Source organism: Acidovorax sp. GW821-FHT09B03, from assembly GCF_059418305.1.
In genome coordinates, this window is the sequence record NZ_JBWKPP010000023.1 from 38400 (window position 1) to 63547 (window position 25148).

Sequence of the window (25148 nt, forward strand, 5' to 3'; positions counted from 1 at the left end):
TTTAGGGCCACAGAAACGCCATGGAATTCCAGTTGCTGTTCACGGCCTTCCAGGCGCAACCGGCGCACGCCCGCTGGCCGCAGCAGCGCCAGTTGCACGAGTGCCTGCGCCAGGGCATCCGCAGCGGCACCCTGGCCAGCGGCGCACGCCTGCCCGCCAGCCGCGCGCTGGCCGCGGAGCTGGGCGTGGCGCGCAACAGCGTGCTCTATGCCTACGAGCAGCTGGCGAGCGAGGGCTTCATCCTCGCCAGCCGGCGCGGCAGCGTGGTGGCACCCCTGGCCGGGCGGCTGGCGGTCGCCGAGCCGCGGCAGGATGCACCCGCACCGCGTGCCAGCCTGTCGCGGCGCGCGCAGAACATGCCGGCGCTGCCGGGCTCCGAAACCTCGGCCGCGTTCGCCCCGGGCGTGCCGGCGCTGGGCGAGTTTCCGGTGTTGCGCTGGCGGCGCACGCTGGACAAGGCCTGGGCCTCGCTCAAGCCCGCAGAGCTCAACTATGCCGACCCGGCGGGCGAGCCTGCGCTGCGCGAGGCCATCGCCGGCCACCTGCGCGTGGCACGCGGCGCGCTGGTGGAGGCCGCGCAGGTCTTCATCACCGACGGCACGCAAGGCAGCCTGGACCTCGTCGCCCGCGCGTTTGCCGATGCGGGCGACAAGGTGTGGATGGAGAACCCCGGCTACCAGGGCGCGGTGGCGGCCTTCCGCGCGGCGCAGCTCAAGACGGTGGGCATCGTGGTCGACGGCGAGGGCATGGCCCCCACCGCCAGCGACTGGCTGCGCCAGCGGCCGCGGCTCATCTACACAACGCCCTCGCACCAGTACCCGGTGGGCAGCGTGCTGAGCCTGGCGCGGCGCCTGGCACTGATCGACGGCGCACGCCAGGCCGGTGCCCTGGTGGTCGAGGACGACTACGACAGCGAGTTCCGCCACGACGGCCCGCCCATGGCCTGCATGCAGGGCCTGGCCCCCGATGCACCCGTGGTCTACCTGGGCACCTTCAGCAAGACGTTTTTCCCGGGCCTGCGCATCGGCTTCATGGTGGTGCCCACGGCCCTGGCGCCCGCGCTGGCCCTGCTGCTGGACCGCGCCGCGCCGCGCGGGCGCACGGCGGAGCAGCGCGCGCTGGCCGAGTTCATCGTGAGCGGCCAGTTTGCCCTGCACCTGCGGCGCATGCGCCGCCTGTACCGCCAGCGCCGCGACGCGCTGGTGGCCGCGCTGGCGCAGCACCTGGGCGACGTGGCCAGCGTGCACGGCGGCACGGCCGGCATGCACCTGGCCCTGCGCCTGCACGATGGTGCGGCCGACGACGTGGCGCTGAGCGCGCGCCTCATGGCGCAGCACGGCATCATGGCCCCGGCCCTGAGCCTGCACGCCGTGGGCCTGCGCGCCCAGCCCTGGCGCGGCTTTCTGCTGGGCTATGCGCAGGTGCCGGTGCAGGCCATGGAGCCGCTGGTGAAAAAACTCGCGGGCGTGGTGCGGGGCTGAGCCGCCGCCATCCTGGCGAGGTTCAGGGGCGCTGGATCAGAGGAGACATCGGCAGGAGCCGGAAGGCCAGCGAAGCCAGCGCCAGCCAGGCCGCAATGGCCAGGCACACCGTCTGGTAGGGCTCGACGCCCCATCGCCCGGCCCAGGCGGCCACCACGCCGGTCACCGATTGCATCAGGGCCACGCCCAGGAACATGGACATGGTGTACAGCGACAGTGCGCGCCCGGTCATCTCGGCCGGATAGGAGGCGCGTGCGTCGCTGTACTGCAGCACGCCATAGCCGGACAACAGCCCCATGAGGAAGATGAGCGCCACGGTGGCCGCACCATGGTGCAGGAAGGCCAGCACCGCGAACAGGCTGGCCATCAGCAGCGAGGCGTTGCCGATCCAGGCGCGGCGGCGGTGGATGCCCGGGTCCATGCGCCCGAACGCAGCCGGGGTGAAGACCGCAATCAACGAAAGCGCCAGCGCCACGTTGCCGCTGTCCAGCAGCGAGAAACCGAAACGTTCGGTCAGCAAAGGCCCCAGCCACAGGCCGCGCAGCGTGAGGAACGCGGCGTAGCACGACATGCCCAGCACCACGATGCCCCAGGTGTGCGGGACGGTGAGCAACTCGGCAAAGCGCGCCAGCGACTGGCCCCAGCTTTCCTGGGGGGTGGGCGCTGCATCAGGCACCGCGGGTTCATGCACCAGCACGAAGATCAGCAGCCACGACAGCGCGCTCAGCACGGCGAGCACGCCGAAGCCCGTGCGCCATCCCCAGTGCTGCACCACCCAGGCCAGCGGCGTGCCGGTGAATATCAGTCCCAGGCTGCCCACGCCCATGCTCACGCCCGAGTAGAAGGCAAAGCGCTCGACTGAAAAATACCGTGCAATGAACAGCGTGCACGCCACGAACGCCGGTGAGTAGCCGACCCCGATCAGCACCTGCCCCGCCATCAGCCAGCCATGGCTGGGCGCCAGCGCCGACAGGGCGGCCCCGGCAATGCCCAGCGGCGCGGCTGCGAGCACCGTGCGGCGCAGGCCATAGCGGTCCAGGCCAATGCCCATGAGCAGTTGCGCCACGCCGAACGACAGGCCGAACAGCCCGGCAAACGCGCCCAGCGACGAGGCCCCCAGGCCAAAGTCGGCCTGCAGCCCCTGGGCCACGATGGAGGCGGTGGTGCGGTAGGCCTGGCTGAGCGCAAAGCCCGACAGCAGGACCAAGAGCATCAGCCAGAGGGGGTGTGTGCGTGGAGAGGGGTGGGACGTGGGAGAAGAAGGCTGCGGTGGCATGCGGGGGATTGTGCAGTGCGCGGGCTTGGCGTGCAGGGAACTGGTTGGTGATCCCCTGGGCGGCTTCGCTGATTCATTCTGCGCTTCCCGCGCTGGCAGGTGGTGCCACCATGAACCTCCTTGAATCCCATTCAGATCGGGTCATTCGGCAAATGAAAGTCGAAGGCCGCTTCGCGCGTGTGAAAGCAAAGCGATAGGGTTGCCTGAGCGGCCAGCCTGTCCTGCAAGATCGCGTCTGCCTCATCTTCGGATCGCTGCGAGAGAGACAGCAAAGAACAGCCGGGTCGCTCGGCAACACGCTGCTGTGGGCACACAGGACATCGCGGTCGAATGACGCTGCGCTTTTGCTAGCGCCTGCTAGTCGTCTTCGCGCACCCGGTACTGCCCCATCAGCGTCTGCTGGACGGCCGGCGGCACGGCCTCGTAGTGCGACAACGCGATGGTGTAGCGGCCCTGGCCGCTGGTCATCGCATTGAGCCGCGACTGGTAGTTGGCCATCTCAGCCTCGGGCACCTGCCCGCCGATGGCCACCGTGCCGGCACCCAGGCCCGACGATGTGCCGGTGACCATGCCGCGCCGCAACGACAGATCACTCGTGACGTCGCCAACGGAAAGCTCGGGCACGGCGATCTCGATCTGGACGATAGGCTCGAGCACGGCCGGCCGGGCCTCGCGAATCGCCGCCATGAAGGCCTTGCGGCCGGCGGTCGCAAAGGCGATGTCCTTGCTGTCCACGCTGTGGTGCTTTCCGTCGTACACCACGACGCGCACATCGACCACGGGGTAGCCGGCGATCGCGCCGCACGCCAGCACCTCGCGCACGCCTTTCTCGACGGCGGGGATGAACTGGCCCGGGATCGTGCCGCCCCTGACTTCATCGGCGAACTCGAAGCCCGCGCCGCGCGCGAGCGGCTCGATGCGCAGGAAGACTTCGGCGAACTGGCCGGCGCCGCCGCTCTGCTTCTTGTGGCGGTGGTGGCCTTCGGCCGGCGCGGTCACGGTCTCGCGGTAGGCGATGCGCGGTGGCCGCGTCTGGACCTCGAAGCGGTACACCTCGCGCAGTCGTTCGAGCACGATGCGCAGGTGCAGCTCGCCCAGCCCGTAGAGCACCGTCTCGTTGGTCGCGGCCACGTGCTCGATGCGCAGGCATGGGTCTTCGGCTGCGAGCTTGCCGAGGATCTCCCAGGCGCGCTGCTCGTCGCCATGGCGCTTGGGCTCCACGGCCAGGCCGTACACCGGTACCGGAAACGCCAGCGGCGCAAGATGCACATGGCTGTCTTCCTCCGCATCGTGCAGCACGGCATCGAAATGGATCTCGTCGACCTTGGCCACCGCCACGATGTCGCCCGGCGCCGCGTGCGACACCTCGACATGGTCCTTGCCCTGGAGCATGAACAAATGCCCCACCTTGAAGGGCTTGCGGCCGTCGCCGATGTAGAGCTGGCTGTCGCGCGTGACCGTGCCCTGGTGCACGCGGAAGATGCCCATCTTGCCGAAAAATGGGTCGATCGTGACCTTGAACACATGCGCCAGCACGTGCAGCGTCGGGTCAGGCTTGGCCTCCATGGGCATGGCCTCTGCGCCCTCGCCAACGATGAAGCTCGGCGGGTTGGCTTCGGTCGGATCGGGCAAGAGCTTGACGATCACGTCCAGCAACTCGGCCACGCCGGCGCCGCTGCGCGACGAGACGAAGCACACCGGGATCAGGTGGCCTTCGCGCAGCGCCTGCTCGAGCGGCGCGTGCAACTCGGACGGGTCCACGTCGCCTTCCTCAAGGTAGCGGTCGACAAAGGCCGCATCGACCTCGACCACCTGCTCGACCAGCGCGCGGTGCGACGCCTCGACGGGGCCGAAGTCGGAGCGCCCGAAGCGGTTGAAGAAGCAGTCGATCACCTGTCGGTTGACCCCGTCGGGCAGGTTCAGCGGCAGGCACTCGCGGCCGAAGGTCGCCTGGATGTCGGCCAAGAGGCCCGCCAGCGAGACGCCCTGCGCGTCGATCTTGTTGACGATGATCATGCGGGTGAGGTGGCGCGAGGCCGCGTACGCCATCATGCGCACCGTCATCGGCTCGATGCCGGTGGCGGCATTGATGACCACCGCCACCGTCTCGACCGCCTCCAGCGCCGGCAGGCTCTGGCCGAGGAAGTCGGGGCCGCCGGGCGTGTCGATCAAGTGGATGCGCGTGCCGCCATGCGTGAGGTGCATCACCGATGCATTGAGCGAGTGCTGCATGCGGCGCTCCAGCGGGTCGTGGTCGCTGACGGTGCTGCCGCGCTCGATGCTGCCGCAAGCGCCGATGGCGCCCGCTTTGTACAGCAATGCCTCGGCCAGCGAAGTCTTGCCGGCGGCCGCGGCGCCCACGAGCGCCAACGTTCGCACGGCTTTCATTTCGGCCGCGAGGCCGTTCGATCGGCTTGGCATGGCTGGACTCCTTTGCACGTCCGGAAGGCCGGCCCGGCGGCCCGAAAGGGCTCAAGCGTTGCGTGTGGACGTCGGGGCAGCGTACGGGATTGGCCGCGCTGATGCAAGTGGATTGAGCCGCCGACTTCCACTACCTGACCGGCATGCATGCCGCGTTGACCGCCCCCTTGTTGCCAGCGTGCACAGACCAAAGCCCGGCTGCTATGGCCAGCCGCTGGGAAAAAAAACTGGCGGGCATGATGGAAGGGCCCCATCGGAACCTGACACAGCCCGCCACAGCGACCAAGGCACCACCAAAGCCACCAGGAGAGTGCAGTGCCTTGCGCAAACGAAACGGTCCGCGGCCTGGCCGCGCCGCGGTCGTCACTCCATCGTGATCTTGGAGCTGGTCACGATGTCCCGGTACAGCGCGGCCTGGGGCTTGATGAAGGCCTTGAACTCGGGGCCACCCATGGGTGCCACGGTGATGCCTGCGTCCGCCAGCTTCTGGCGCAGCTCGGGCAGGGCCAGCGTCTCCTTCAGGGCCTTGTCGTACGCGGCCACGGTGGCGGCGGGCGTGCCGGCCTTGAGGAACAGGCCTTGCCACAGTGGCAAGGCCATGCCGGTGAAGCCGTCTTCCTCGCCGATGCGCTTTACGTCGGGCAACTGCGGCACGCGCACGGTGTCGGACACGGACAGGGCCTTGATCTTGCCGTCCTTGAGGAAAGGCATGGCCGTGGACAGCACCAGCATGGCGCTGTTCACCTGGCCACCCACCAGGTCGTTGGTGATGTGCGTGCCACCGCGGTAGGGCACGTGCAGCATGGACACCTGGGCCTGCTTGTTGATCAGTGCGCCGTACAGGTGCTGCATGGTGCCGATGCCCGGCGTGGCGAAATTGATGCTGTCCTTGCCGCCCTTGCGCAGCGCGGCCACCAGGTCGGCCAGGCTTGCATAGGGCGCTGCCTTGGGCACGGCGAAGACCATGGGCACGGTGCTCATGCGGCCCACGGGCACCAGGTCGTTCTCCCAGTCGAGCTTGATCTTGGCGTTGACCATGGGCACCACCACCGTGTCGGTGCCGCCCATGTAGAGAAGGCTGCCGTCGGTGGGGCCGCCCAGCACGCGCTGCGCGGCCAGCATGCCGCTGGCGCCGGCCACGTTCTCGATGATCACGGTGCGTGCCAGGCGCTTGCCCAGCTCCGCACCCACGATGCGCGCCACCAGGTCGGCGCTGCCGCCGGCCGAGTAGCCCACGATCAGGGAGATAGGCTTGTCGCCCTGGGCGTGCACCAGGCCTGGGGCCGCCGCGCACGCCGCGGCTGCGGTCATCTGGGTCAGGAGTTGTCTGCGTTGCATGGCATGCCTCCTGGTCAGAACGTGTGCTTCACGCCGAAATCGATCGCCGTGGTGCGGGTGAGTCCGTCGCGTTGGGCCGTGCCCAGATTGGTGTAGAGCAAAGTGCGCTTGCTCAGGTCGTACTGCAGGCCCAGGCCGATCATCTGCGAATCGAGGTGGGTGGCGGGCTTGAGGCTGCCGTACATGATGTAGGTGCGGCCAAAGCCCAGCGGCACCAGGGCCGAGACGCTGTAGGCCGTGGCATCGCCGTTGAGCCCGCCCTTGGCGCGGCTGATGCTGGCCTTGGCCTGCACCACGCCGAAATCGTAGCCGCCCGCCACCAGCGCCATGTGGGTGCTGGCGTCGAGCCGGTCGAAGGCCGCGCCCAGCCACACCGGGCCGTTCTTGTACTGCAGGTTGCCCGAGGTGGCGTTGCTGCGCGTGCCCTCGCCCAGGGCGGCGGCGATCTCGGCGCTCACGCCGGCCAGGGTGGGCGACTTGTAGCCCACGGTATTGGCCCAGCGGATGTTGGAGGCCTCCACCGTGGCGGCCACCGGCGTGTAGTTGGCGTAGGTGTAGGCCGAGCCGAGTTGGCTCACATAGCTCCAGTAGGTCGGGTCGGCGTTCAGCGCCACGGTGTAGGCGGCCGAGTATTCGCGGCCGGCGTAGACCTCGCCCCAGTCCTTGCTGCCCAGGGCCACCACCGAGCGGCCCAGCCAGTACACGCTGGCGTTGCTGGGTGCGCCGGTGTCGGCGGCGAAGCGGTGCTCCAGCTGAAAGCGCGCGTACAAGCCGCCACCCATGTCCTCGCGCGCCGCAAAGCCCAGGCGCGAGGTGTTGCCGGCCTTGAGCGTCCACACCAGCGGCGTTACGCCGCGGCCGGGCAGCAGTGCACCCGGCGTGGTGCCGCCGTTGGCGCGCGCCAGGCCCTGGTCGACGATGCCGTAGATGGTGAGCGAGGACTGCGACTGCGCTGCACTGCAGGCGCCAAGGCCGGCCAGGGCCAGCAGCAGGGCGAGAGGGGTGGAGCAGGCGAGGGTGCCTGCCGGGGAATGCCGTGTCATGGATCTGTCTCCGATTGGATGGGGTTTGTGGCTGACGGGCAAATTGTATGTATTGAATTTGAATTGTGCAATACAATGCAATTCAATCGATGCAGCGCCCATAGCGCCAAGCGACCTAAGGCGCGCCGGTTTTCATAGGTAAATCAATACAATACAAGTGCAATCCAGGGACATACCCTAGATTGTATGAACGGAGCACACATGGCGGTCGGAATGTTCGAATCCTTCATCACGGGCCACTGGTTCAGCGCAGAGGCCAAGGCCCTCTGGACCGATGGCGCCACCCTGCAGGCCTGGCTGGACGTGGAGGCCGCGCTGGCCCGCGCCCAGGCCGAGCTGGGCGTGATCCCGCCCGAGGCGGCGCCGGTGATTGCCGCGAACGCGCGTGCCGAGCTGTTCGACCTGCCGCAACTGGCCGAGGCGATTGCCTTTGCCCAGCACCCGCTGGTGCCGGTGCTGCACCGCTTCGAGGCGCTGTGCGGCGAGCCTGCGGCCGGCTACATCCACTGGGGGGCGACCACGCAGAACATCTTCGACACGGCGAGCGCGCTGCAGATGCAGCGCACGCACGCATTGCTGGCGGGCCACCTGGATGGCGCCATCGGTGCGCTGGCCGCACTGGCCCTGGCGCACCAGGCCACGCCCATGGCCGGGCGCACGCATGGCCAGCATGCGCTGCCCATGACGCTGGGCTTAAAGCTCGCGGGCTGGGTGGACGAGCTCGACCGCAGCCGCCAACGCCTGGCCGAGCGGCTGGCTACCTCCTTCCCGGCCAGCATGGGCGGCGCCATCGGCACCTTTGCGGCCACCGGGCCGCTGGGGCCAGCGGTTCAGGCACGGCTGGCCGCGCAACTGGGCCTGTTGCCGGCGGACATGCCGCTGCGCTCGTCCTACGACCGGGTGGGCGACTACGTGGCGGCGCTGGGGCTGCTGGCCGGCACGGCACAGAAGATCGCGCAGGACCTGGTCTTTTTGCAGCGCACCGAGATCGGCGAGGTGGCCGAAGCCTTCCACCTTGGCAAGGTGGGCAGCTCCACCATGGCGCAAAAGCGCAACCCTTCCACCGCCTTGCAACTGGTGAGCCTGGCGCGCATGCTGCGCACGCGCACCGAGGCTGCGCAGGACACCATGGTGCGCATGGACGAGGGCGACTCATCGGCCACCAACGTGGCCGACACCCTGCTGCCCGAGATCGCCATCATCGCCACCTCGGTGGCCGAGACGCTGGCGCGCCTGGCCCGCGGCCTGGTGGTGGACGAAGAGGCCATGGCGCGCAACCTGGGGCTGACGCAGGGGCTGATCGCGTCCGAAGCCGTGATGATGCGGCTGACCCAGCGCATGGGCCGGCACGAGGCACACCGTTTGCTCTACGCCGCAGCGCAGCGCGCGCAGTCCGAGGGCCTGCCCTTTGTGGATGCGATCCGCGCGCTGCCGCCATTCGAGGGGGGCGCGTTGCCGGCCGACCTGCTGCAGGCGCTGGATGCGGCGGCCTATGTGGGCGAATCGGTCGCGCTCACGGTGCAGACCGTGGCGCGCGTGGCGCCTGGCGCGTAGCTATTTCCCAGGTGCCGCCACCGAAGCGCCCGCGCGCCGCACGACCGGCGTGAGGTGCACGCCATAGGGCCGGTGGGCATCGGCCCAGCGCGCGGCAATGGCGCCGTGCAGCGCCTCTACCTGGTCGGCCACGCTGCAGCCCACCACGTCGAAGAAGTCGGCATGCTCGTTGGCCAGGTCGGTGCGGCCCAGCAGCACCACGCTCAGCCGTGCGGGCACGGCGATGCCGGCCTGGGCCAGCAGGCGCTGGAAGAGGGCCCCGTCCTCGATGCCCCAGGCCACCAGGGCGCTGAAGGGCAGGGCGCCGGCGGCATCGGCACGGGATTGCAGCTGCTGCACCAGGCGCGCGGTGTAGTCCTCGTGCGGCAGCGTGTCCTGCGTGATCTCGGTCAGCTCCAACCCGGGCAGGGTGTGCTGCAGATGGGCAAAGCGCCGCCGACCGAGTTGGGTGGCCAGAAAAGGATGCGCCGTGGTGGCATAGGCGATGCGACGGTGCCCTTGCTGCACCAGCTGTTCGACGGCTGCGGCCAGCGGTTCGCCCCATTCGGTACCCACGGCCTCCACGTCAGCGCCCACCAGCGCTGCGCCATCGACGGCCAGCACCTCGCACTTGTCGCGCAGCGCGGCCAGCAGGGCGATGGGGATGGCCTTGAAGGTGGACTGCACCACGCAGGCATCGAAGCGCGGCAGGCCCTTGAGCACCGTGAGCGCATGGTCGGGGTCGGTGTACGACAGCTCCAGCACCCGGTGCCCCTCGGCGGCCAGGCGGCGCTGCAGCCCCTCGACCAGCACCCGGCCGCGCGCAATGCTGATGGAGCGGCGCAGCAGCAGCACGGATTTCACGGAGGAGGGCGTGGCGCCGGCCGCAGCAGCCCTGGGCCGCTCGCTGTCGACAGGCGCTGCGGCAGCAGGGGCTCGTGCGCTGCCCGTGCCCCGGAAGTAGGTGCCCCGGCCCACCTGCGAGTCGATCAAGCCCTTGTCTTTGAGGCCCTGGAAGGCGCGCTGCACCAGCATCTGCGAGGCGCCAAAGCGCTTCATCAATTCGCGGATGGTGGGCAGCCGGTCACCGGGGTGGGCCTCGTGGGCCAATTGGTCCAGGAACTGTTCAAGATCGGGCGGGGAGCTGCTGCGCATGGTGTCCATACAATACACCACAAATTGCATGGCATCGCCGCCAGCTTGGCCCAGGGCGGGCGTTCTGGGAAGGGGCGGTCGCCGCCTTCAGCGCCGCTTCCAGTCGAACGCCGCGATGTGGATGCGTTGGTTGAACGTGCCGTCCCACTGCACCTGGAGCCCGGCGCGCTGCAGCTCTTCGGTGACCAGCCTGCCGATGCGCGGACCCTCTGTGTCCTCCGTGCGCGCATCCATCGGGCCAAAGGCCAGGAACAGCCCCCCGCCGTCCACGGCGCGTGCCAGGTCCTGCCCGTGGTAGAAGCAATAGCCCACGACGCGCGACCGGTCCGGCGCATCGGCATGGGCCTCCCGCACATCGCTGTAGCCATCGCTTTGCGTGTACCCGGCGTTGTGCAGCGCGATCACGCCGCGCTGTGCCAGCGCCTTGAACGCAGCATCGAGCCGGTCGCAGTCGGTGGTGGCGGGCCAGCTCTTCTTGGCCTGCTCGTGCTCATGTACGGCCGCATCCACAGCCTGCTCGACCGCGTCGGCATCGAGCTCACCGGGTGCGTACATCTCCTCGGTGAGGATTTCGACGATGCGCTCGCGGTCTTCGAAGCCGCCACGCACAAGGCCCTGGATTTCTCGGAGCACGTCGGGATCAAGGGCCATGGCGGGTCTTGGCAAGGGGACGGTAGAGGGGGGGGGGCGCCGCTCAGTACAGCAGGCGCAGGCCGCCGGGCATGCGTATCTCCGCCCGGTAGCGGAATGTAGCGCCCTTTTCGACCTGGGGCGCGTGCGCGATGCCCAGCGCCGCGTACAGGTCGCGGACCATGGCGGGATCGGGGTGCTCGACGGTGAAACTGCCAAGCTGAGCGCCCAGATCCGGCATGGCTGCGATCGGTGGCGGGCGCTGGCCCCGGTCGATCACCGAGGGGGCCACACCTGCGAGCGGCAGCCCGCCCCCGGGCGGAATGGCAAAGAAGTAGGGCGGGGCGGCCCCGGCAGACAGCTGGGTCTTGCGGCCCAGCAGGTGCCCGTGCTGCGCCAGCACCGCGTCCATCTGCTGCGTGCGCGCCACCCAGCCGCGCAGGCGGTGGCTGCGGTTCCATGCCTCCCGCACGGCATCCTGGTCGTCCAGCCCGAACCAGCGCGCCTGCGCCGGGGCGGGGACGGTGGGGTCGATGGCGATGACTTCGAGGTACACATCTTCGCCCAGGCGCAGCAGCCGGTTGTGGGTACCCATGTCGGGGTGTTGGCGGCCCGCGGGCATGTCGATGCCCAGGCACTCGCGCACATGGGCCACGCCTTCTTCGAGCGTGGGGGCGATGAGGGTCAGGTGGTCGAGGGTGAGCATGGGGGCTCCGGCGCTGATGGGTCGGGCCAGTTTCTAGGTATCTGAACGGGCCCGATCGAAGGACAAGCCCAGGTTGAACATTTTCCGGGCCTTGTCCACATAGCGATGGCATTGCTCTCGTGTCAGTGCATCGATGGCGCTGTTGAAGGCCAACTGCCGTTCTCGTGGAGACAGCCGAGGGTCTCCCGTGAGATCGTCCACCGGATGCGCAAGCGCAACCGCCGCAAACGTGTGGATGGCGTCGTGCCGGCCAACACCTTGGTCCTGCAGTCGTTGCAGGGCGCGTGACATCGGGCTGCGCGCGGGCAGGAGCATGTTCTCGACGTTTACGTGCATCAGCGCGTGCCACTTGAGGTTTGGCACCGCGATGCCGTGCTGCACGTGAAAATGCACCACGGCGCGTATGCGTTCGGCGCCGTCCAGTGCGCGCCACTGCAGCGCATGGGGCTGGCTGTCGGCGTCGTAGATCGTGGGGCTGTTCACTGCAAACGTTGGATGTTCGTCGTGCCCGTCAGGGTGCGCAAAACCATTCGTCCTTCAACCCATGCGCCAAGCGCAGGGCGGTGTCCCGCTGCGAATCGAACGGAACCGACCCCGTCTGCCGCAGCCTGGCTCCGTGCTCCGTTGCATAGCGGTGCGCATAGTCCTCCTTCTGCGGCGAAGGGCGGCTGTCCCATTCGTCGGCTGAAAAGCGCCTGTAGTCCACATGGTGGCCCAGCTCGTGCAGCAGGGTTCGGTACAGCACGGTATTGCGCAGACTGGCCGCCGTGGGTGCGATGATGATGGTGCGCCGGGTCTTGCGGATCTGGTGGCCATCGGACTGCAGCCTGTCCAGCTCGCGCCGGTCTTCGGGCCCCAATGAATTGCGCCAGACGGTGGGCTCCAGGTGCTGCGCTTCGAGAACAATGGCCGTCCCGGCATGGGGTGGCATCTCGAAAGAGAACACTGCCCGCCCCCAGACTGGCCGCAGGATGCGCTGCTTGCGCGTGGGTTGGCGCATCACGATGAAATCGAGAACTGCGAGATCCTCTGGCGGCACGTGCTCAAGAAGCGCCAGTGCATCTTCGACGGAGCAGGGGTGGAACCAGCCGGCCAGGGTGGGCTGCACGAAGAATCGCAGGTAGTGACCGCTGACCCGCTGCGTGAAAGTCGCATGGGTGCCCAGGCGCTCGTAGAAGAAGCTGCGGTCGTGCCGGGATTCCGGGATGGCCAGCCGGTTGTCCTCCCCATGGCCCTGGGCCGGGGTGCCGATGTGGCGGTTTCTTCGGACGGGATTCCAGCCTGGGCGCATGCCCCATTATTGCGCGCCATGCCATCGCATGGCGGGTGCCTACCCCAGCTCCCGAAAATCCACCACATGCACCGCGCAGGCATTGCGCCCGCCGTGCTTGGCCGCGTACAGTGCGCGGTCGGCCGCCAGGAGCAGATCGGTAGGGCGCACGGGCTGCTCGCCGGGGGCGAGGTAGGCCACGCCCACGCTGGTGGTCATCTGCCGGGGCATGTGGTGGTGCTGCATCGGCATGGGTTCACGGATGGCGTGCAGCACCTTGTCGGCCACGGTCTGGGCCTCGTCGCACGATGACAGGTGGGGCAGCACCACGGCGAATTCGTCGCCGGCGATGCGCGCCGGGAAGTCCGTGCTGCGCACGGCTTCCCGCAGCCGCTCGGCCATGGTGACCAGGGCCGCGTCCCCGGCGGCGTGGCCCCAGGTGTCGTTGATGGCCTTGAAGTGGTCGATGTCCAGGAACATCAGCGCCATGCCGGTGCCCGAGACCTGGCTGGCCTGCAGGGCCGCGGCCAGGTGGATGTCGAACTGGCGCCGGTTGGCCAGGCCGGTGAGCGTGTCGGTCATGGCCAGCTCCTTCATGCGGCGCTCGGACTGGCGGATGGCGGTCACGTCGGTGGTCAGCGTGTAGATGCCCAGCACCTCGCCCACGGCCAGCATGTCGGGGATGTAGTCGGTCTGCAGGATGCGCCGGATGCCCAGGGCCTCGGACTCCACCTCGAACTGCACACGTTGGCCCGAAAGGGCGCGGCGCAAGGGGTCTGCGCGCTGGGCATACAGGGCCGGGCCGATCACCTCGGGCAGCGGCTTGCCCAGGGCATGCTCGATGGGAAGCCCCGTCCACTCCTCGAAGGTGTGGTTCAGGAACTGCAGCCGGTGGGCGCGGTCGATGTAGGTGATCATCACCGGCAGGTTGTCGGCAATGGCGCGCAGCCGCCGCTCGGTGCGTTCATGGCGCAGCTGCAGCTCCTTGAGGGCGGTGACGTCGAAGGACATCAGGTAGAAGCCCACCACGGCCGGCGGGTCGCCACCCTCGCCAGCACCGGCATCGAACTCGGGGATCAGGTGGCTCTGCAGGTGCCGGGACGTGCCCTCGTGGTCCACGCAGCCCTCGAACTGTGCGCGCCGGCCGGCCAGCGCCTCCAGCAGGTAGGGCAGGTGCAGGGCGTACTGCACGTCGCCGAGCAGCTCCTGGGCGTACAGGCCGACCTGTGGGCGCTCGATCAGCCCGCGCGACTGCAGCGCGTAGTCGTTGGCGAACAGGCAGCGCTGGCGGGCATCGAAATGGCAGACCACGGCCGGCAGGTTGCACAGCACGTCGCGCAGCCGCTGCTCGGTGCGCGCCAGGCGTTGCTCGGCCTCGCGGCGCGCGCGGATGTCGCGCAAGAAGGCATTCGCCACGGGGCCGCTGGCGGTGGACTGCACCGCCATCATCATCTCCACCGGTACCTCGCTGCCATTGCGGTGGCGGCCCAGCAGCTCGGCGGGGCGGCCCGCGGCCAGGCTGCGGCCCAGGTCCAGCAGCTGGGCATGGGCCGTGAGCGGCGCGTGCGGGGGAATGCGCGGCCCGATCAGCGCCACCATGTCCCGGCCGATGGCTTCGGCCGCGCTCCAGCCGAACATGCGCGCCGCCTCGGGGTTCCAGTCGGTCACGCGGCCATCGGCCCCGGCGGCGATGAAGGCATCGCCCGCCGTGCTCAGGATGTCGGCAGTGCGCTGCTGCTCCTGCACCAGCGTGGCCAGCAGCGGCCGCACGCGGCCGCGCAGCGCCCAGGTGCCGGCGGCCACCAGGCCCAGCACCGACAGCGCGATCAGGTGCAGTTGCCCGCGCAGGGGCGCGTACAGCGTGGTGACATCGGTCTTGAGCACCAGGCCCAGGCCGTAGCTGCCGATGGGGCTGTAGCCGGCCGCCACCGGCACGCCGCGCAGGTCCCGGGCATAGCTCACCCCGCTCTGGCCCAGCAGCGCCAGGCTGATGGGCAGGCTGGGCTTGCCCGCGGCCGTCCACAGCGGCACGGTGAAAGGCGCGGTGTAGAGCCGGCTCGGGGCGCAGGCGGCAACGTCGGCGCGGCGGCTGCAGATCACGGCGTCGGCCGATTCGGTGGAGCGGCGCATCTGGTCCATCAGGCGGTCGAACAGCCGAAGCTTCTGCTCCATGACCACCTGGCCCACCACCGCACCGCCCTGGCGCACCGGCACCAGCGTGCGCAGCACATAGCCGGCGTTCCAGCGCAGCTCGGCGTGCTGCGACCCGTCCATGTCCAGCGGCTCGATGGAGCGCGCGCTGTCGCCCAGGAACAGGCCGGCCGAACGCAGCAGGTGCCCGCGCGCATCGAGAAAACGCACCCCGTCCACACCACCCACGAGGAAGTCGGCCGTCTGCGCGTCCAGCTGCTCGCTGGCCTGGGTGTCGCGGGGCGAGGCGTTCAGCCGCGCCATGGCCTCGGCCAGCGCGGGGCGGTCGCCGGCGGCGGCCGACAGCGCCAGGCTGCTGCGCAGTGCGTCGTCCAGCGCCAGCGCATAGGTGCGGGCCGACTGCTCCATGGCCTGCAGCACCGATTTTTCGAAGGTCTCGCGCATGGCGACAAAACCCGCGATGCCCCCGCCCACGGCGACCAGCGTGAGCGCAGTGATGGCGCGGTAGGTGATGCGCCGCTCCAGCCACTGCGGGTCGCGTGTCCGGTCGACGGGGACCCTGTCGCGCAACTGCCAGATGCCCGCACCCAGCACCAGCAGCGCCACGGCCGTGCTCATCGGTATCTGGTTGTGCGAGGCCACGCGGTACAGCAGCTCCAGCCCCATCAGGTGGCCGGCCAGGCCCAGGGTGGCCACGGTGGCCAGCAGCGCCAGGGCCATCCGCCCGGCGCGCCGGTGGCGGGGGCGGCGCATGGGGGCGGCGCACCACAGGGCGGCCGCGCACGCCATGAAGGCCACGCCGCCATTGGGCGAGATGCTGTGGGTCCTCGCGGCCTGCAGGCTGCCGCCGCTGAGGAAGCCGGGCAGGGTGGCCGCCGCATCGGGCCCTGCCAGCGCGCGCCACAGGGCCAGCACGCTGTACAGGCCGGCCGCCAGCGCCAGCAGCGAGGCCGCTGCCTGGGCAGGTCGGTGTGTATCGGGGAAGGCGCGCAGGCACAGGGCGGCGCCCAGCAGCAGCAGGATCATCGCGGCGTGGATGCCGGGCTCCACCGCATCGGCGAAACCCCTGCCCAAGGCCAGCTGCGGGAAGACCGCGCGCAGGACCAGAACGAAGGCAAAAGCACTACCCAGGGCCCCCAGTGCCATGGAGGTCATTGCATACCGGTCGCGCAGCGTGTGGGCCATCGCATTGCCCCCGTGTTTGTGACAACAGGTTACGCTTCGGGCGCTGGTTGCGCTAGGCGGGATAAACCCCCGAAAACGCAACGGTCCAGAGCCCACCGCGGGGCAGGCGCCGGGTGCGCGGCCTGGATTGCGGGTGGAGAGGGTGGTAAAATGGCAGCGCTTGCGCACCCTGCGCCAGCCAGGCCGTGGACGACTTCGGCCGTGTACCGACACCGGGGGACGGCCCTTGTTTTCCCCCTGGTGGACGACATGGACAGGCCGAACCCTCTCACCCCCGCACTCCCCGTACCCCCGGTACCTCCCGTACTTCGCGTCGCAGCGCTGTGGCGCCTTCCCATCCGTCGGTCCCTCCAGCCCCTGAGGCCCGGGCGGCAGCTCCGGGTCCTGCGCGCCTGGTGGCGCCCGCCACCTGGGCCCTGCTGGCCGGCGCGTGGCTGGTGGCCGGTCTCTTCATCGCCTTCGGCAGCACCTGGCTGGCGGCGCCGCTGGGCCCGGGTGTCGCGGCCGTCGCTTTCGGCGTGCTGTTCGCCACCATCCTCGCGGCCTCGTTCGGGGTGGTGCACGAGGCGGACCACCTCGCGCAGCAGCTCGGGGAGCCCTATGGCACGCTGGTGCTCACGCTGTCCATCGTCTCCATCGAGGTGATCCTGATCGCCTCGGTGCTGCTCGGCCCGGGCGACTCCTCGGCCATCGGCCGTGACTCCATCTTCGCGGTGATGATGATCATCATGAACCTGGTGATCGGCATCTGCCTGGTGGCCGGCGCGGCGCGCCACGGCGACCAGGAGTACAACGCCCAGGGCGCCACGGCCTACCTGGGCATGATCGTGCTGCTCACCGGCACGGCGCTGGTGCTGCCCAACCACCTGGGCGGGGCGGGCGCGTTCTCCACGCCCCAGGCGCTGGGCATGGCCGCCCTCACGGCCTGCCTGTACGCGGCCTTCCTGTGGCTGCAGATGCGCAGCCACCGGCGCTACTTCCTGCAGCCTGCGGCCGGCAGCATGGCGGTGCCGGCATCGGCATCGCCGCCGGCGCTGGCACTGGCACCGCAGCAGCCGGGCGCCGGCCGGCGCGCTGCGCTCGTGCATTCGCTGGTGCTGCTGGCGCTGGTGCTGCCCATCGTGCTGCTGGCGCACTACCTGGCCATCGTCACCGACTACGGCATTGCCGCGGCCGGCGCGCCTGCCGCCGTGGGCGGGGTGCTCATCGCCATCCTCGTCTTCACGCCCGAATCCATCACCGCCGTGCGCGCCGCGATGGCCAACGAGATGCAGCGCGCCCTCAACCTGTGCCTGGGGGCCTTTGTCTCCACCGTGGGCCTCACGGTGCCGGCCGTGCTGCTCATCGGCGTGGCCACGGGCCAGCGCATGGCCATGGGCCTGTCGGGCACCGAGGTGGTGCTGCTGGTGCTGACGGTCGCGCTCTCTGTGCTCAGCTTCAACGGGCAGCGCAGCTCGCCGATCCAGGGGCTGATGCACCTCACGCTCTTCGCCGTGTTCGGGCTGGTGCTCTTTCTCCCCTGAGGCGGCGCCAGAGACACCGGGGCCCCGGGATTTCCCGGAATGTCATCGCATCGACAGTCATGCACGGCGGCCATGCCTAGCATGCCGCCATGACCTGTTCACCCCTGCCCACGGCCGTGCCCGGCCCCGCCATCGCACACCCCGACCGCTCGCCCGGTGCGGCCCCCATCGCGGCCCAGCCGCTGCGCCAGGCGGTGGACTGGGCCATCGTCTCGCGGCGCAGCATCCGCGCCTTTTTGCCCACGCCGGTGGGGCTGGACGAGGTGCATGCCATCCTCGACGTGGCGCGCCATGCGGCTTCGGGCATGAACACCCAGCCCTGGCGCGTGCATGTGCTCACGGGTGCCGCCAAGGAGCGGCTGAGCGCCGCCATCGCCGCCGTCGACAACGACGGCGATGCGGCAGCGGCCCTCACCGAGCCCTACCACTACTACCCCATCGACTGGGTTTCGCCCTATGTGGACCGGCGCCGCAAGGTGGGCTGGGACCTGTATGGCCTGCTCGGCATCGCCAAGGGCGACAAGGCGGGCATGCATGCCCAGCACGGCCGCAACTACCGCTTCTTCGATGCGCCCGTGGGGTTGATCTTCACGGTGAGCCGCGCCTTGCAGGCCGGCAGCCTGCTCGACTACGGCATGTTCCTGCAGAGCCTGATGGTGGCGGCCCGCGCGCGCGGGCTCGATACCTGCCCGCAGGTGGCGTTCACCAGGTTCCACCAGGTCATCCATGCCGAGCTGCGCATCCCCGACACCGAGATGGTGGTCTGTGGCATGGGCCTGGGCCATGCCGACCCGGCCTGCATCGAGAACACGCTGGTGACCGAGCGCGAGAGCGTCGAGTCGTTCACCACCTTTCACCCCTGACCGCGCCCCCAAAAATGGAGACCCGCATGAGCCATATCCCCCACCGCAGCCCCTACCAGCAAGGCTTGGAACGTACTCCCGCCAACCACCTGCCGCTCACGCCGCTGGGCTTTCTGGACCGCAGCGCGCAAGTGCATCCCGATGGCATTGCCGTGGTGCACGCGGGCAGCACGCAGACCTGGGCACAGACACGCGAGCGCGCCTACCGTTTGGCCAGCGCGCTGGCCAGGCGGGGTGTGCAGCGCGGCGACACCGTGGCCATCCTCGCGCCCAACACGCCCGCGATGCTGGAGGCGCACCTGGGCATCCCCCTGTGCGGTGCGGTCATCAACGCCATCAACTGCCGGCTCGACGCCGAGGCCATCGGCTTCATCCTGCGCCATGGCGAGGCGCGCGTGCTGCTGGTGGACGGCGAGTTCGCGGCGCTTGCGGCCCAGGCCGTCGCCGGCCTGGCGCAGCCGCTGCTGGTGGTCGCCATCCACGATGCGGGCCTGCCCGCTCAGCCGGCCTTTGGCGTGCTCGACTACGAAACCCTGCTGGCCGAGGGCGACCCGGTTTTTGAAGGCCTGTGGCCCGAGGACGAGTGGGACCCGATCGCACTGAACTACACCTCGGGCACCACCGGCGACCCCAAGGGCGTGGTGCCCAGCCACCGCGGCGCCTACCTCATGAGCCTGCTGCAGATGACCGACTGGGCGATGCCGCGCCGGCCCGTCTACCTGTGGACGCTGCCCATGTTCCACGCCAACGGCTGGTGCTTCACCTGGGCCGTCACGGCAGCCGCAGGCACGCACGTGTGCCTGCGCAAGGTCACGGCCCGGGCCATCTTCGAGGCCATTGCCGAACACGGCGTGGACCATTTCTGCGCCGCGCCCACGGTGTTGGCCATGCTGGCGAATGCGCCGGCGCACGAGCGCATCGTGCTGCCGCGCCCGGTGCGCGTGCTCACGGCGGGCTCGCCGCCGCCCGCCGCCATCTTGCAGGCGATCGCCGCGATGGGCTTCGACGTGGACCATGTGTACGGCATCACCGAAGTCTCGGGCACACCCGTGAGCTGCGTCCAGCAACCGGGCTGGGCCACGGCGCCCGCTGCAGACCGCGCCCGCCTGCAGGCGCGCCAGGGCGTGCGCGCCGCCGCGCTGGAGCAACTGCGTGTGCTGCACCCCGATACGCTGCAACCTGTGCCGGCCGATGGCGTGACGGCCGGCGAGATCATGGTCCGCGGCAACACGGTGATGAAGGGCTACCTCAAGAACCCCGGCGCCACGGCCAAGGCCTTTGCCGGCGGCTGGTTCCACACCGGCGACATCGCGGTGCTGCACCCCGATGGCTATGTGCAGATCACCGACCGCTCCAAGGACGTGATCATCTCGGGCGGCGAGAACATCTCCTCGGTGGAGGTGGAAGACGTGCTGCACCGCCACCCTGCCGTGCTGCTGGCCGCCGTGGTGGCCCAGCCCGACGAGCGCTGGGGCGAGGTGCCCTGCGCCTTCGTGGAGCTCAAGCCCGAGGCCGTGGGCAGCGTGAGCGCCGAGGAACTGATCGACTTCTGCCGCACCCACCTGGCGCGCTTCAAGTGCCCGCGCCAGGTCGTCTTCGACTTGCTGCCGCGCACGGCCACGGGCAAGATCCAGAAGTTCCGCCTGCGCGAGATCGCGGGCAGCCGCGAGGCCATCACCAGGCTGGCGCAGGTTCAGGCAGAGCCCGCAGGCTGAGCGCTCAGCCTTCTCGTGCGATGGCCTGCAGCACCTGCAGGTCGATCACCTCGATGGAACCGTAGCCCAGGCGGATCGCGCCGCGGTCCTGCAGCTCCTGCAGCGCCCGGTTGGCCACCTGGCGTGACACGCCCGACAGGCGCCCCAGCTCCTCCTGCGACAGCGTGATGCGCCGCGCGGTGTTGGGGAACAGCGCATCGTTGAACAGGCCCGACAGGCTGTAGGCCACCTGGGCCGTGGTGTCGCCCAGCCGGTCGGTCTGCACCTGCGCCACGTAGTGGGCCAGGCGCGCATTGAGCTGGCCGATGAGCCACAGCGCAAACGGATGGCTCTCGTGCAGCAGGCGCAGGAACTCGCTGCGCGGCAGCAGGGCCACCACGCTGTCGGTCAGCGCCGTCACGGCATAGGGCCGCGGCTCGTCCTTGAGCACCGATCCCTCGCCGAACCAGGCCCCCGAGGGCACGCCCGCGAAGGTGCTGGTGCGGCCTTCGGCGGTGATGTTGTCCAGCTTGAGCATGCCCTGCATCACCCCGGCCCAGTGCGCCGTGGGCGTGCCCTTCGAAAACACCGCGCCACCCGCGGGGTAGCTGCGCACCGTGGTCGCCTTGCGCACGCGCGCGGCCTCCTCGGCGGTGAGGCTGGGCATCCAGGGCGATTGGGCGAGGAAGAGGTCGAGGGGGTCTGCGGTCATGGTGGCCGTGGCGTCAAAGGTGGGCGCTCGGATTGTGGCGGCGATCACAGTGGACTCCAATAGGGCAAAGCCTGTGAGCCGCCTCCCAGTCATGCGGCTGCGGTTGCTGCGATCAGCTCCGGGCCGGCCGCTCCAGGTTCACGGTGCCGCGCGGGCCGCTGCGCACGTGGTTCAAACCGGTGGTGCAGGAGGGGGCACCGCCCTGGGTGCCAGTGCCGGCGAAGGCGCGGGCGAAGGGATTGGTGAGGGCGCCGGCGGTGGCGCCATGGACTGCAGCATGGCCAGCGCCAGGGTTTCGTACAGCGGCCGCGCCAGCATGCGCGAGACCAGGCTGGCGAGCATGGCGGCGGCCATGAGGCTGAGCACCATGGCGTGCCCGTCGACCATTTCCATGACGATGATGAAGGCCGTGAGCGGCGCCTGCGTGACGGCGGCCAGGAAGGCGGCCATGCCCATGGCGATAAGTGCGGGCGCGATGTCGGGGCCCAGCAACAGCGACACGTTCTGCCCCACGCCCGCGCCGATGGACAGCGAGGGCGCGAAGATGCCGCCTGGCACGCCCAGCCAGGCCGACAGCCAGGTGGCAACGAACTTGAGCGTGACGTAGAACGCCGGCATGTCCGCCTCGCCGGCCAGCATGTGCTTGACCGCTTCGGAGCCGGCGCCGAAGGTCGCGCCGCCGGTGGCCAGGCCGATCACCGCCACCACCAGTGCGCCGACCGCCGCGAAGCGGATCGGAAAGCGCGCGCGCAGCTGGCAGGCGCGTTCCGAAGTGCCGGTGAGCGAGGCCGCCAGCAGCTTGGCGAACAGGCCGCCCAGCACGCCGCAGGCCAGCGCCACGCACAGGCCGGGCAGCAGTGCGTCCCAGCCCAGGTGGGGCACCTGGATGCGGCCGAAGTAGCTCAGGTTGCCGAACACCGAGACGCCCATCAGACCGGCCAGAACGATGGCGGCGATGATGACGCCGCTGCTGCGCGATTCCATCTTGCGCGAGAGTTCTTCGATGGCGAACACCACGCCGGCCAGCGGCGCATTGAAGGCTGCCGCAATGCCCGCTGCCCCGCCGGCCACCAGCAAGGCATGGGCCGTGATGCCCGAGCGGTGGTCGAACCAGTGACGCGCATGGTGCATGACGCCGGCCGCCACCTGCACTGAGGGGCCTTCGCGCCCGATGGACAGCCCCGCGAGGAAGCCCGCGCTGGCCAGCACGATCTTGGCGAACGACAGCCACAGCGAGACGAAGCGCACGCGTCGCGCCGTCTCCAGGCTGGAATCCAGCGCCGAGATCACCTGCGGTATGCCCGAGCCCGCCGCACCCGGTGCCCAGCGTCGCGTGGCCCACACCACGGCCGCGGTGACGGCCGGCATCCACAGCAGCACCGCCCAGCCACCTTGCCAGTGGTAGATGTGCAGGAACACTTCGAACGCGGCATCGGCCAGCAGCGTGAAGGCCACCACGCACAGCCCGGCGGCGCAGGCGTAGGCGAGCACGATGGAGCGCTCCAGCCAGCGCCGACCGTCCCTCAGCTCCTGGCGCAGGTTGTCGAAGAAGTTGGGCTCATGGTTCATGCGGTGCGGGCAGTGCGTGCGGTGTGCGAAGCTGCAGGGCGGCCATGGCCGTGGCCGCATGCAAGAAGCCTACCAAGCCGAGCGGTCCGTATTTCGGAAACAAGGTACAACCCATGCGTTTCGTGCCGCTCGCAGTGCCAGAATGGGCCCATCACCAGAATATGGACGGAACCCCATGCACAGCCAGCGCAGTTTGCCGATCACCCTCCAGGCCGCGCTCTGCATTGCCGCCCTCGGGCTGGTGCAGGGATGCGCCACCCAGGCAGACGGCAGCGCCCGCGTGCAGGTCGTGTGCGCGGTGGACACCACGCCCAGCGAGGCGGTGATGGATTTGCGCCAGCAGGGCGTGGTGCAGCAGAAGGTGGCCTTCAAGGACGACAGCGGGCCGCAGGCGCGCAGTTACGCCGGGGCGGCGCTGTGGCCGCTGCTGCAGGCCTGCGCGTTGCAATCGGCTGCAGGCACGGATGCCCATGGGCAGCGGGCGGCGGCCCTGGGCCGCTATGTGCTGGCCAGCGGGGCCGAGGGCTACAACGCCGTGTTCTCGGTGGGTGAGTTGCACCCGGACTTTGGCAACAAGGGCAGCATCCTCGCCTATGCCGAGAGCGGGGCAGGGGGCGGCGAGCAGGCCGGGCCTGCCTCGCTGCGCATCACCGCGCCGGGGGATGTGCAGGGCAGCCGCTACGTGGCCGGCCTCACGCGGCTGGAGGTGCGCTCGTCCGGCTCGGTGGGCGCGGGCAGCGGTGCCGCCGTGTCGCAGGCCGTGCAGGTGCTGGGCGCGGTGGGCAACACCCTGCGCCTGGACGAGGCTGCGCTGCATGCGCTGCCCGCCGTCACGCACGAGGTGGCCGGGCGCCGCTACACCGGGGTGGACCTGTGGAGCCTGCTGCACACCTCGGCGGCGCTGGAGGCCGATGGCGACAGCGGCGCCAACCTGCAGGCCATGTACCTGGTGGCCACCGGGGCGGACGGCTACCAGGCCCTGGTGTCCCTGGCCGAGATGAGCCCCGATCTCGGTGGCAAGCGCGTGCTGATCGCCTACCGCATGGACGGGCAGCCGCTGGCACGCGGCCTGGCACGGCTGGTGGTGGTGGGTGATGGCAAGGCTGGCCGGTCGGTGTCTGCGCTCGAAGCCATCGAGGTGTTCGCGGCAGCCCCAGCGGTGCCGTAGGCAGGTAGGGCGGCGGGGCCACCCGCGCGGTTGGCGCTGCGCTGCGCCTGGCCTGGATGTTCCTTGGCGGTCAGGCAGGCATCGCTCGGATGCCATTCCGCAAAAAACAGGGAAGTTGTCGCATGACAAAGGGTTTTCCCTATGGTCTGCGCAAATGTTAACGTTAACATTCATCCATTGCAGCCCTTTGGCGCGGTTTGAAGCGAGATCCTGCTCGGCTTCCACACTGCCCAAGCCGGTCTGCTAGTTCGTTGGGCCTTGCATGAATCCCGTGAAACAGGGCACTGCAAGCCACTTGTACGACCTGTTGAAACCCTGACCACCCACCGCCCCGCTACCACCATGAACCCGCAAGACCTCAAATCCATCATGGGCTCCGGCCTGCTGTCCTTCCCCGTCACGGACTTCGATGCCCAGGGCAACTTCAACCCCAAGGGCTACGCCGCGCGCCTCGAATGGCTGGCCCCCTACGGCGCCAGCGCCCTGTTCGCCGCCGGTGGCACGGGCGAGTACTTCTCGCTGTCGGGCCCCGAGTACGGCCAGGTCGTCAAGACCGCCGTGGACACCTGCCGCGGCAAGGTGCCCATCATTGCCGGTGCCGGCGGCCCCACGCGCACGGCCATCGCCCACGCCCAGGAAGCTGAGCGCCTGGGCGCCCACGGCATCCTGCTGTTGCCCCACTACCTGACCGAGGCCGGCCAGGAAGGCCTGATCGAGCATGTGGCCGCGGTCTGCAACAGCGTGAAGTTCGGTGTCATCGTCTACAACCGCGACCGCACCAAGCTCACGGCCAATTCCCTGGCCATCCTGGCCGAGCGCTGCCCCAACCTGATCGGTTTCAAGGACGGCGTGGGCAACATCGAGACCATGTCCTCGATCTTCATGAAGATGGGCGACCGCTTCTCCTACCTGGGCGGGCTGCCCACGGCCGAGGTGTATGCAGCGGCCTACAAGGCGCTGGGCACGCCGGTGTACTCCTCGGCGGTGTTCAACTTCATCCCCAAGACGGCGATGGACTTCTACAAGGCGGTGGCGGCCGACGACATGGCCACGCAGCACAAGCTGCTCAAGGAGTTCTTCATGCCTTACCTGGACATCCGCAACAAGGTGGAAGGCTACGGCGTGAGCATCATCAAGGCCGGCGCCAAGCTGGTGGGCCACGATGCGGGCCCGGTGCGCGCGCCGCTGACGGACCTCAAGCCCGCCGAGCTGGAGCAGCTCAAGGCGCTGATCGACAAGCTCGGTGCCCAGTAAGCGCGGATCACAAAGCTCTCCTGGCGTCGTTGTTGCGTCTTGTCGTACTGCTTGTACTGCCTGCGCCGCAAGCGCCTGGCCAGGACCGCTGCGGCGAGCTTTGTGACCCGCTTGAGCCGCTGCAGAACTATTTCGCAACCCACGCAATTTGCCTGAAGAAGGCCCCGCAAGAGGGC

At 69.5% G+C, this 25148-nt stretch carries 19 protein-coding genes; 7 read left to right on the plus strand and 12 right to left on the minus strand.

The features are described from left to right. Positions 1-20 precede the first annotated feature (20 nt). Positions 21-1481 (plus strand): MocR-like pyridoxine biosynthesis transcription factor PdxR, encoded by a 1461-nt coding sequence (gene pdxR, locus AC07PA_RS28695; protein WP_494606629.1) that lies wholly within the window; start codon positions 21-23, stop codon positions 1479-1481. A 22-nt stretch (positions 1482-1503) separates the two neighbouring features. On the opposite strand, the gene AC07PA_RS28700 is transcribed toward pdxR, so the two are convergent. The 4 genes from AC07PA_RS28700 to AC07PA_RS28715 form a co-directional block, all read right to left on the minus strand. Further along, a complete protein-coding gene (locus tag AC07PA_RS28700) occupies positions 1504-2694 on the minus strand; it encodes an MFS transporter (protein ID WP_494606627.1) in 1191 nt (396 codons plus the stop codon). Positions 2695-3114: 420 nt separating this feature from the next. Further along, a complete protein-coding gene (fusA, locus tag AC07PA_RS28705; protein WP_494606625.1) occupies positions 3115-5178 on the minus strand; it encodes an elongation factor G in 2064 nt (687 codons plus the stop codon). Positions 5179-5541: 363 nt separating this feature from the next. Then, a complete protein-coding gene (locus AC07PA_RS28710; RefSeq protein ID WP_494606623.1) occupies positions 5542-6516 on the minus strand; it encodes a Bug family tripartite tricarboxylate transporter substrate binding protein in 975 nt (324 codons plus the stop codon). 14 nt (positions 6517-6530) lie between these two features. Then, on the minus strand, positions 6531-7559 hold the full coding sequence (locus AC07PA_RS28715; protein WP_494606621.1) for a porin: 1029 nt from the start codon (positions 7557-7559) through the stop codon (positions 6531-6533). A gap of 213 nt (positions 7560-7772) precedes the next feature. On the opposite strand from AC07PA_RS28715, the gene AC07PA_RS28720 reads away from it, so the two are divergent. Then, positions 7773-9113, plus strand: coding sequence for a class-II fumarase/aspartase family protein (locus tag AC07PA_RS28720; protein ID WP_494655406.1), 1341 nt, complete (start codon positions 7773-7775; stop codon positions 9111-9113). Here AC07PA_RS28720 and AC07PA_RS28725 read toward each other — a convergent pair whose 3' ends face one another. The 6 genes from AC07PA_RS28725 to AC07PA_RS28750 form a co-directional block, all read right to left on the minus strand. After that, positions 9114-10247 (minus strand): GntR family transcriptional regulator, encoded by a 1134-nt coding sequence (locus AC07PA_RS28725; RefSeq protein WP_494606617.1) that lies wholly within the window; start codon positions 10245-10247, stop codon positions 9114-9116. 87 nt (positions 10248-10334) lie between these two features. Next, positions 10335-10898 carry a DUF6891 domain-containing protein gene (locus tag AC07PA_RS28730; protein ID WP_494606615.1) on the minus strand — a complete coding sequence of 188 codons (564 nt, stop codon included), beginning with the start codon at positions 10896-10898 and terminating at the stop codon, positions 10335-10337. A gap of 43 nt (positions 10899-10941) precedes the next feature. Beyond that, the gene (locus AC07PA_RS28735) at positions 10942-11583 is read right to left on the minus strand and encodes a VOC family protein (protein WP_494606613.1); all 642 of its coding nucleotides are present in this window, start codon (positions 11581-11583) and stop codon (positions 10942-10944) included. Positions 11584-11616: 33 nt separating this feature from the next. Beyond that, positions 11617-12066, minus strand: a complete 450-nt coding sequence (locus AC07PA_RS28740) for a hypothetical protein (RefSeq protein ID WP_494606611.1) — start codon at positions 12064-12066, stop codon at positions 11617-11619. A gap of 28 nt (positions 12067-12094) precedes the next feature. Next, a complete protein-coding gene (locus tag AC07PA_RS28745; protein WP_494606609.1) occupies positions 12095-12874 on the minus strand; it encodes a hypothetical protein in 780 nt (259 codons plus the stop codon). Positions 12875-12913: 39 nt separating this feature from the next. Continuing rightward, the gene (locus AC07PA_RS28750) at positions 12914-16159 is read right to left on the minus strand and encodes a sensor domain-containing protein (protein ID WP_494606607.1); all 3246 of its coding nucleotides are present in this window, start codon (positions 16157-16159) and stop codon (positions 12914-12916) included. 425 nt (positions 16160-16584) lie between these two features. Between AC07PA_RS28750 and AC07PA_RS28755 the strand changes: the two genes are divergently transcribed. From AC07PA_RS28755 to AC07PA_RS28765, 3 genes are all read left to right on the plus strand, one after another. After that, positions 16585-17712, plus strand: a complete 1128-nt coding sequence (locus AC07PA_RS28755; RefSeq protein WP_494606605.1) for a calcium:cation antiporter — start codon at positions 16585-16587, stop codon at positions 17710-17712. Between the two features lie 89 nt (positions 17713-17801). Further along, positions 17802-18575, plus strand: a complete 774-nt coding sequence (locus AC07PA_RS28760) for a nitroreductase (RefSeq protein WP_494606603.1) — start codon at positions 17802-17804, stop codon at positions 18573-18575. Between the two features lie 26 nt (positions 18576-18601). Further along, entirely contained in the window at positions 18602-20290 is a 1689-nt protein-coding gene (locus tag AC07PA_RS28765) for an AMP-binding protein (protein WP_494606601.1), read from the plus strand. Positions 20291-20294: 4 nt separating this feature from the next. On the opposite strand, the gene AC07PA_RS28770 is transcribed toward AC07PA_RS28765, so the two are convergent. Together AC07PA_RS28770 and AC07PA_RS28775 are read right to left on the minus strand one after the other, a co-directional pair. Next, a complete protein-coding gene (locus tag AC07PA_RS28770; RefSeq protein ID WP_035205246.1) occupies positions 20295-20981 on the minus strand; it encodes a Crp/Fnr family transcriptional regulator in 687 nt (228 codons plus the stop codon). 171 nt (positions 20982-21152) lie between these two features. Beyond that, positions 21153-22550, minus strand: a complete 1398-nt coding sequence (locus AC07PA_RS28775) for a chloride channel protein (RefSeq protein WP_494606599.1) — start codon at positions 22548-22550, stop codon at positions 21153-21155. A gap of 175 nt (positions 22551-22725) precedes the next feature. Between AC07PA_RS28775 and AC07PA_RS28780 the strand changes: the two genes are divergently transcribed. Then, positions 22726-23718: a molybdopterin-dependent oxidoreductase gene (locus AC07PA_RS28780; RefSeq protein ID WP_494606597.1), complete on the plus strand. Its 993-nt coding sequence runs from the start codon at positions 22726-22728 to the stop codon at positions 23716-23718. Between the two features lie 342 nt (positions 23719-24060). Further along, complete coding sequence (gene kdgD / locus AC07PA_RS28785) at positions 24061-24972, plus strand: 5-dehydro-4-deoxyglucarate dehydratase (RefSeq protein ID WP_494606595.1); 912 nt, start codon at positions 24061-24063, stop codon at positions 24970-24972. Positions 24973-25148: the final 176 nt, after the last annotated feature.

Bases quoted from the DNA above. Each gene is read 5' to 3' on its own strand.
- pdxR (WP_494606629.1), top strand. From the start codon at position 21: ATGGAATTCCAGTTGCTGTTCACGGCCTTCCAGGCGCAACCGGCGCAC.
- AC07PA_RS28700 (WP_494606627.1), bottom strand. From the start codon at position 2,694: ATGCTCTTGGTCCTGCTGTCGGGCTTTGCGCTCAGCCAGGCCTACCGC.
- fusA (WP_494606625.1), bottom strand. From the start codon at position 5,178: ATGCCAAGCCGATCGAACGGCCTCGCGGCCGAAATGAAAGCCGTGCGA.
- AC07PA_RS28710 (WP_494606623.1), bottom strand. From the start codon at position 6,516: ATGCAACGCAGACAACTCCTGACCCAGATGACCGCAGCCGCGGCGTGC.
- AC07PA_RS28715 (WP_494606621.1), bottom strand. From the start codon at position 7,559: ATGACACGGCATTCCCCGGCAGGCACCCTCGCCTGCTCCACCCCTCTC.
- AC07PA_RS28720 (WP_494655406.1), top strand. From the start codon at position 7,773: ATGTTCGAATCCTTCATCACGGGCCACTGGTTCAGCGCAGAGGCCAAG.
- AC07PA_RS28725 (WP_494606617.1), bottom strand. From the start codon at position 10,247: ATGCGCAGCAGCTCCCCGCCCGATCTTGAACAGTTCCTGGACCAATTG.
- AC07PA_RS28730 (WP_494606615.1), bottom strand. From the start codon at position 10,898: ATGGCCCTTGATCCCGACGTGCTCCGAGAAATCCAGGGCCTTGTGCGT.
- AC07PA_RS28735 (WP_494606613.1), bottom strand. From the start codon at position 11,583: ATGCTCACCCTCGACCACCTGACCCTCATCGCCCCCACGCTCGAAGAA.
- AC07PA_RS28745 (WP_494606609.1), bottom strand. From the start codon at position 12,874: ATGCGCCCAGGCTGGAATCCCGTCCGAAGAAACCGCCACATCGGCACC.
- AC07PA_RS28750 (WP_494606607.1), bottom strand. From the start codon at position 16,159: ATGACCTCCATGGCACTGGGGGCCCTGGGTAGTGCTTTTGCCTTCGTT.
- AC07PA_RS28760 (WP_494606603.1), top strand. From the start codon at position 17,802: ATGACCTGTTCACCCCTGCCCACGGCCGTGCCCGGCCCCGCCATCGCA.
- AC07PA_RS28765 (WP_494606601.1), top strand. From the start codon at position 18,602: ATGAGCCATATCCCCCACCGCAGCCCCTACCAGCAAGGCTTGGAACGT.
- AC07PA_RS28770 (WP_035205246.1), bottom strand. From the start codon at position 20,981: ATGACCGCAGACCCCCTCGACCTCTTCCTCGCCCAATCGCCCTGGATG.
- AC07PA_RS28775 (WP_494606599.1), bottom strand. From the start codon at position 22,550: ATGAACCATGAGCCCAACTTCTTCGACAACCTGCGCCAGGAGCTGAGG.
- AC07PA_RS28780 (WP_494606597.1), top strand. From the start codon at position 22,726: ATGCACAGCCAGCGCAGTTTGCCGATCACCCTCCAGGCCGCGCTCTGC.
- kdgD (WP_494606595.1), top strand. From the start codon at position 24,061: ATGAACCCGCAAGACCTCAAATCCATCATGGGCTCCGGCCTGCTGTCC.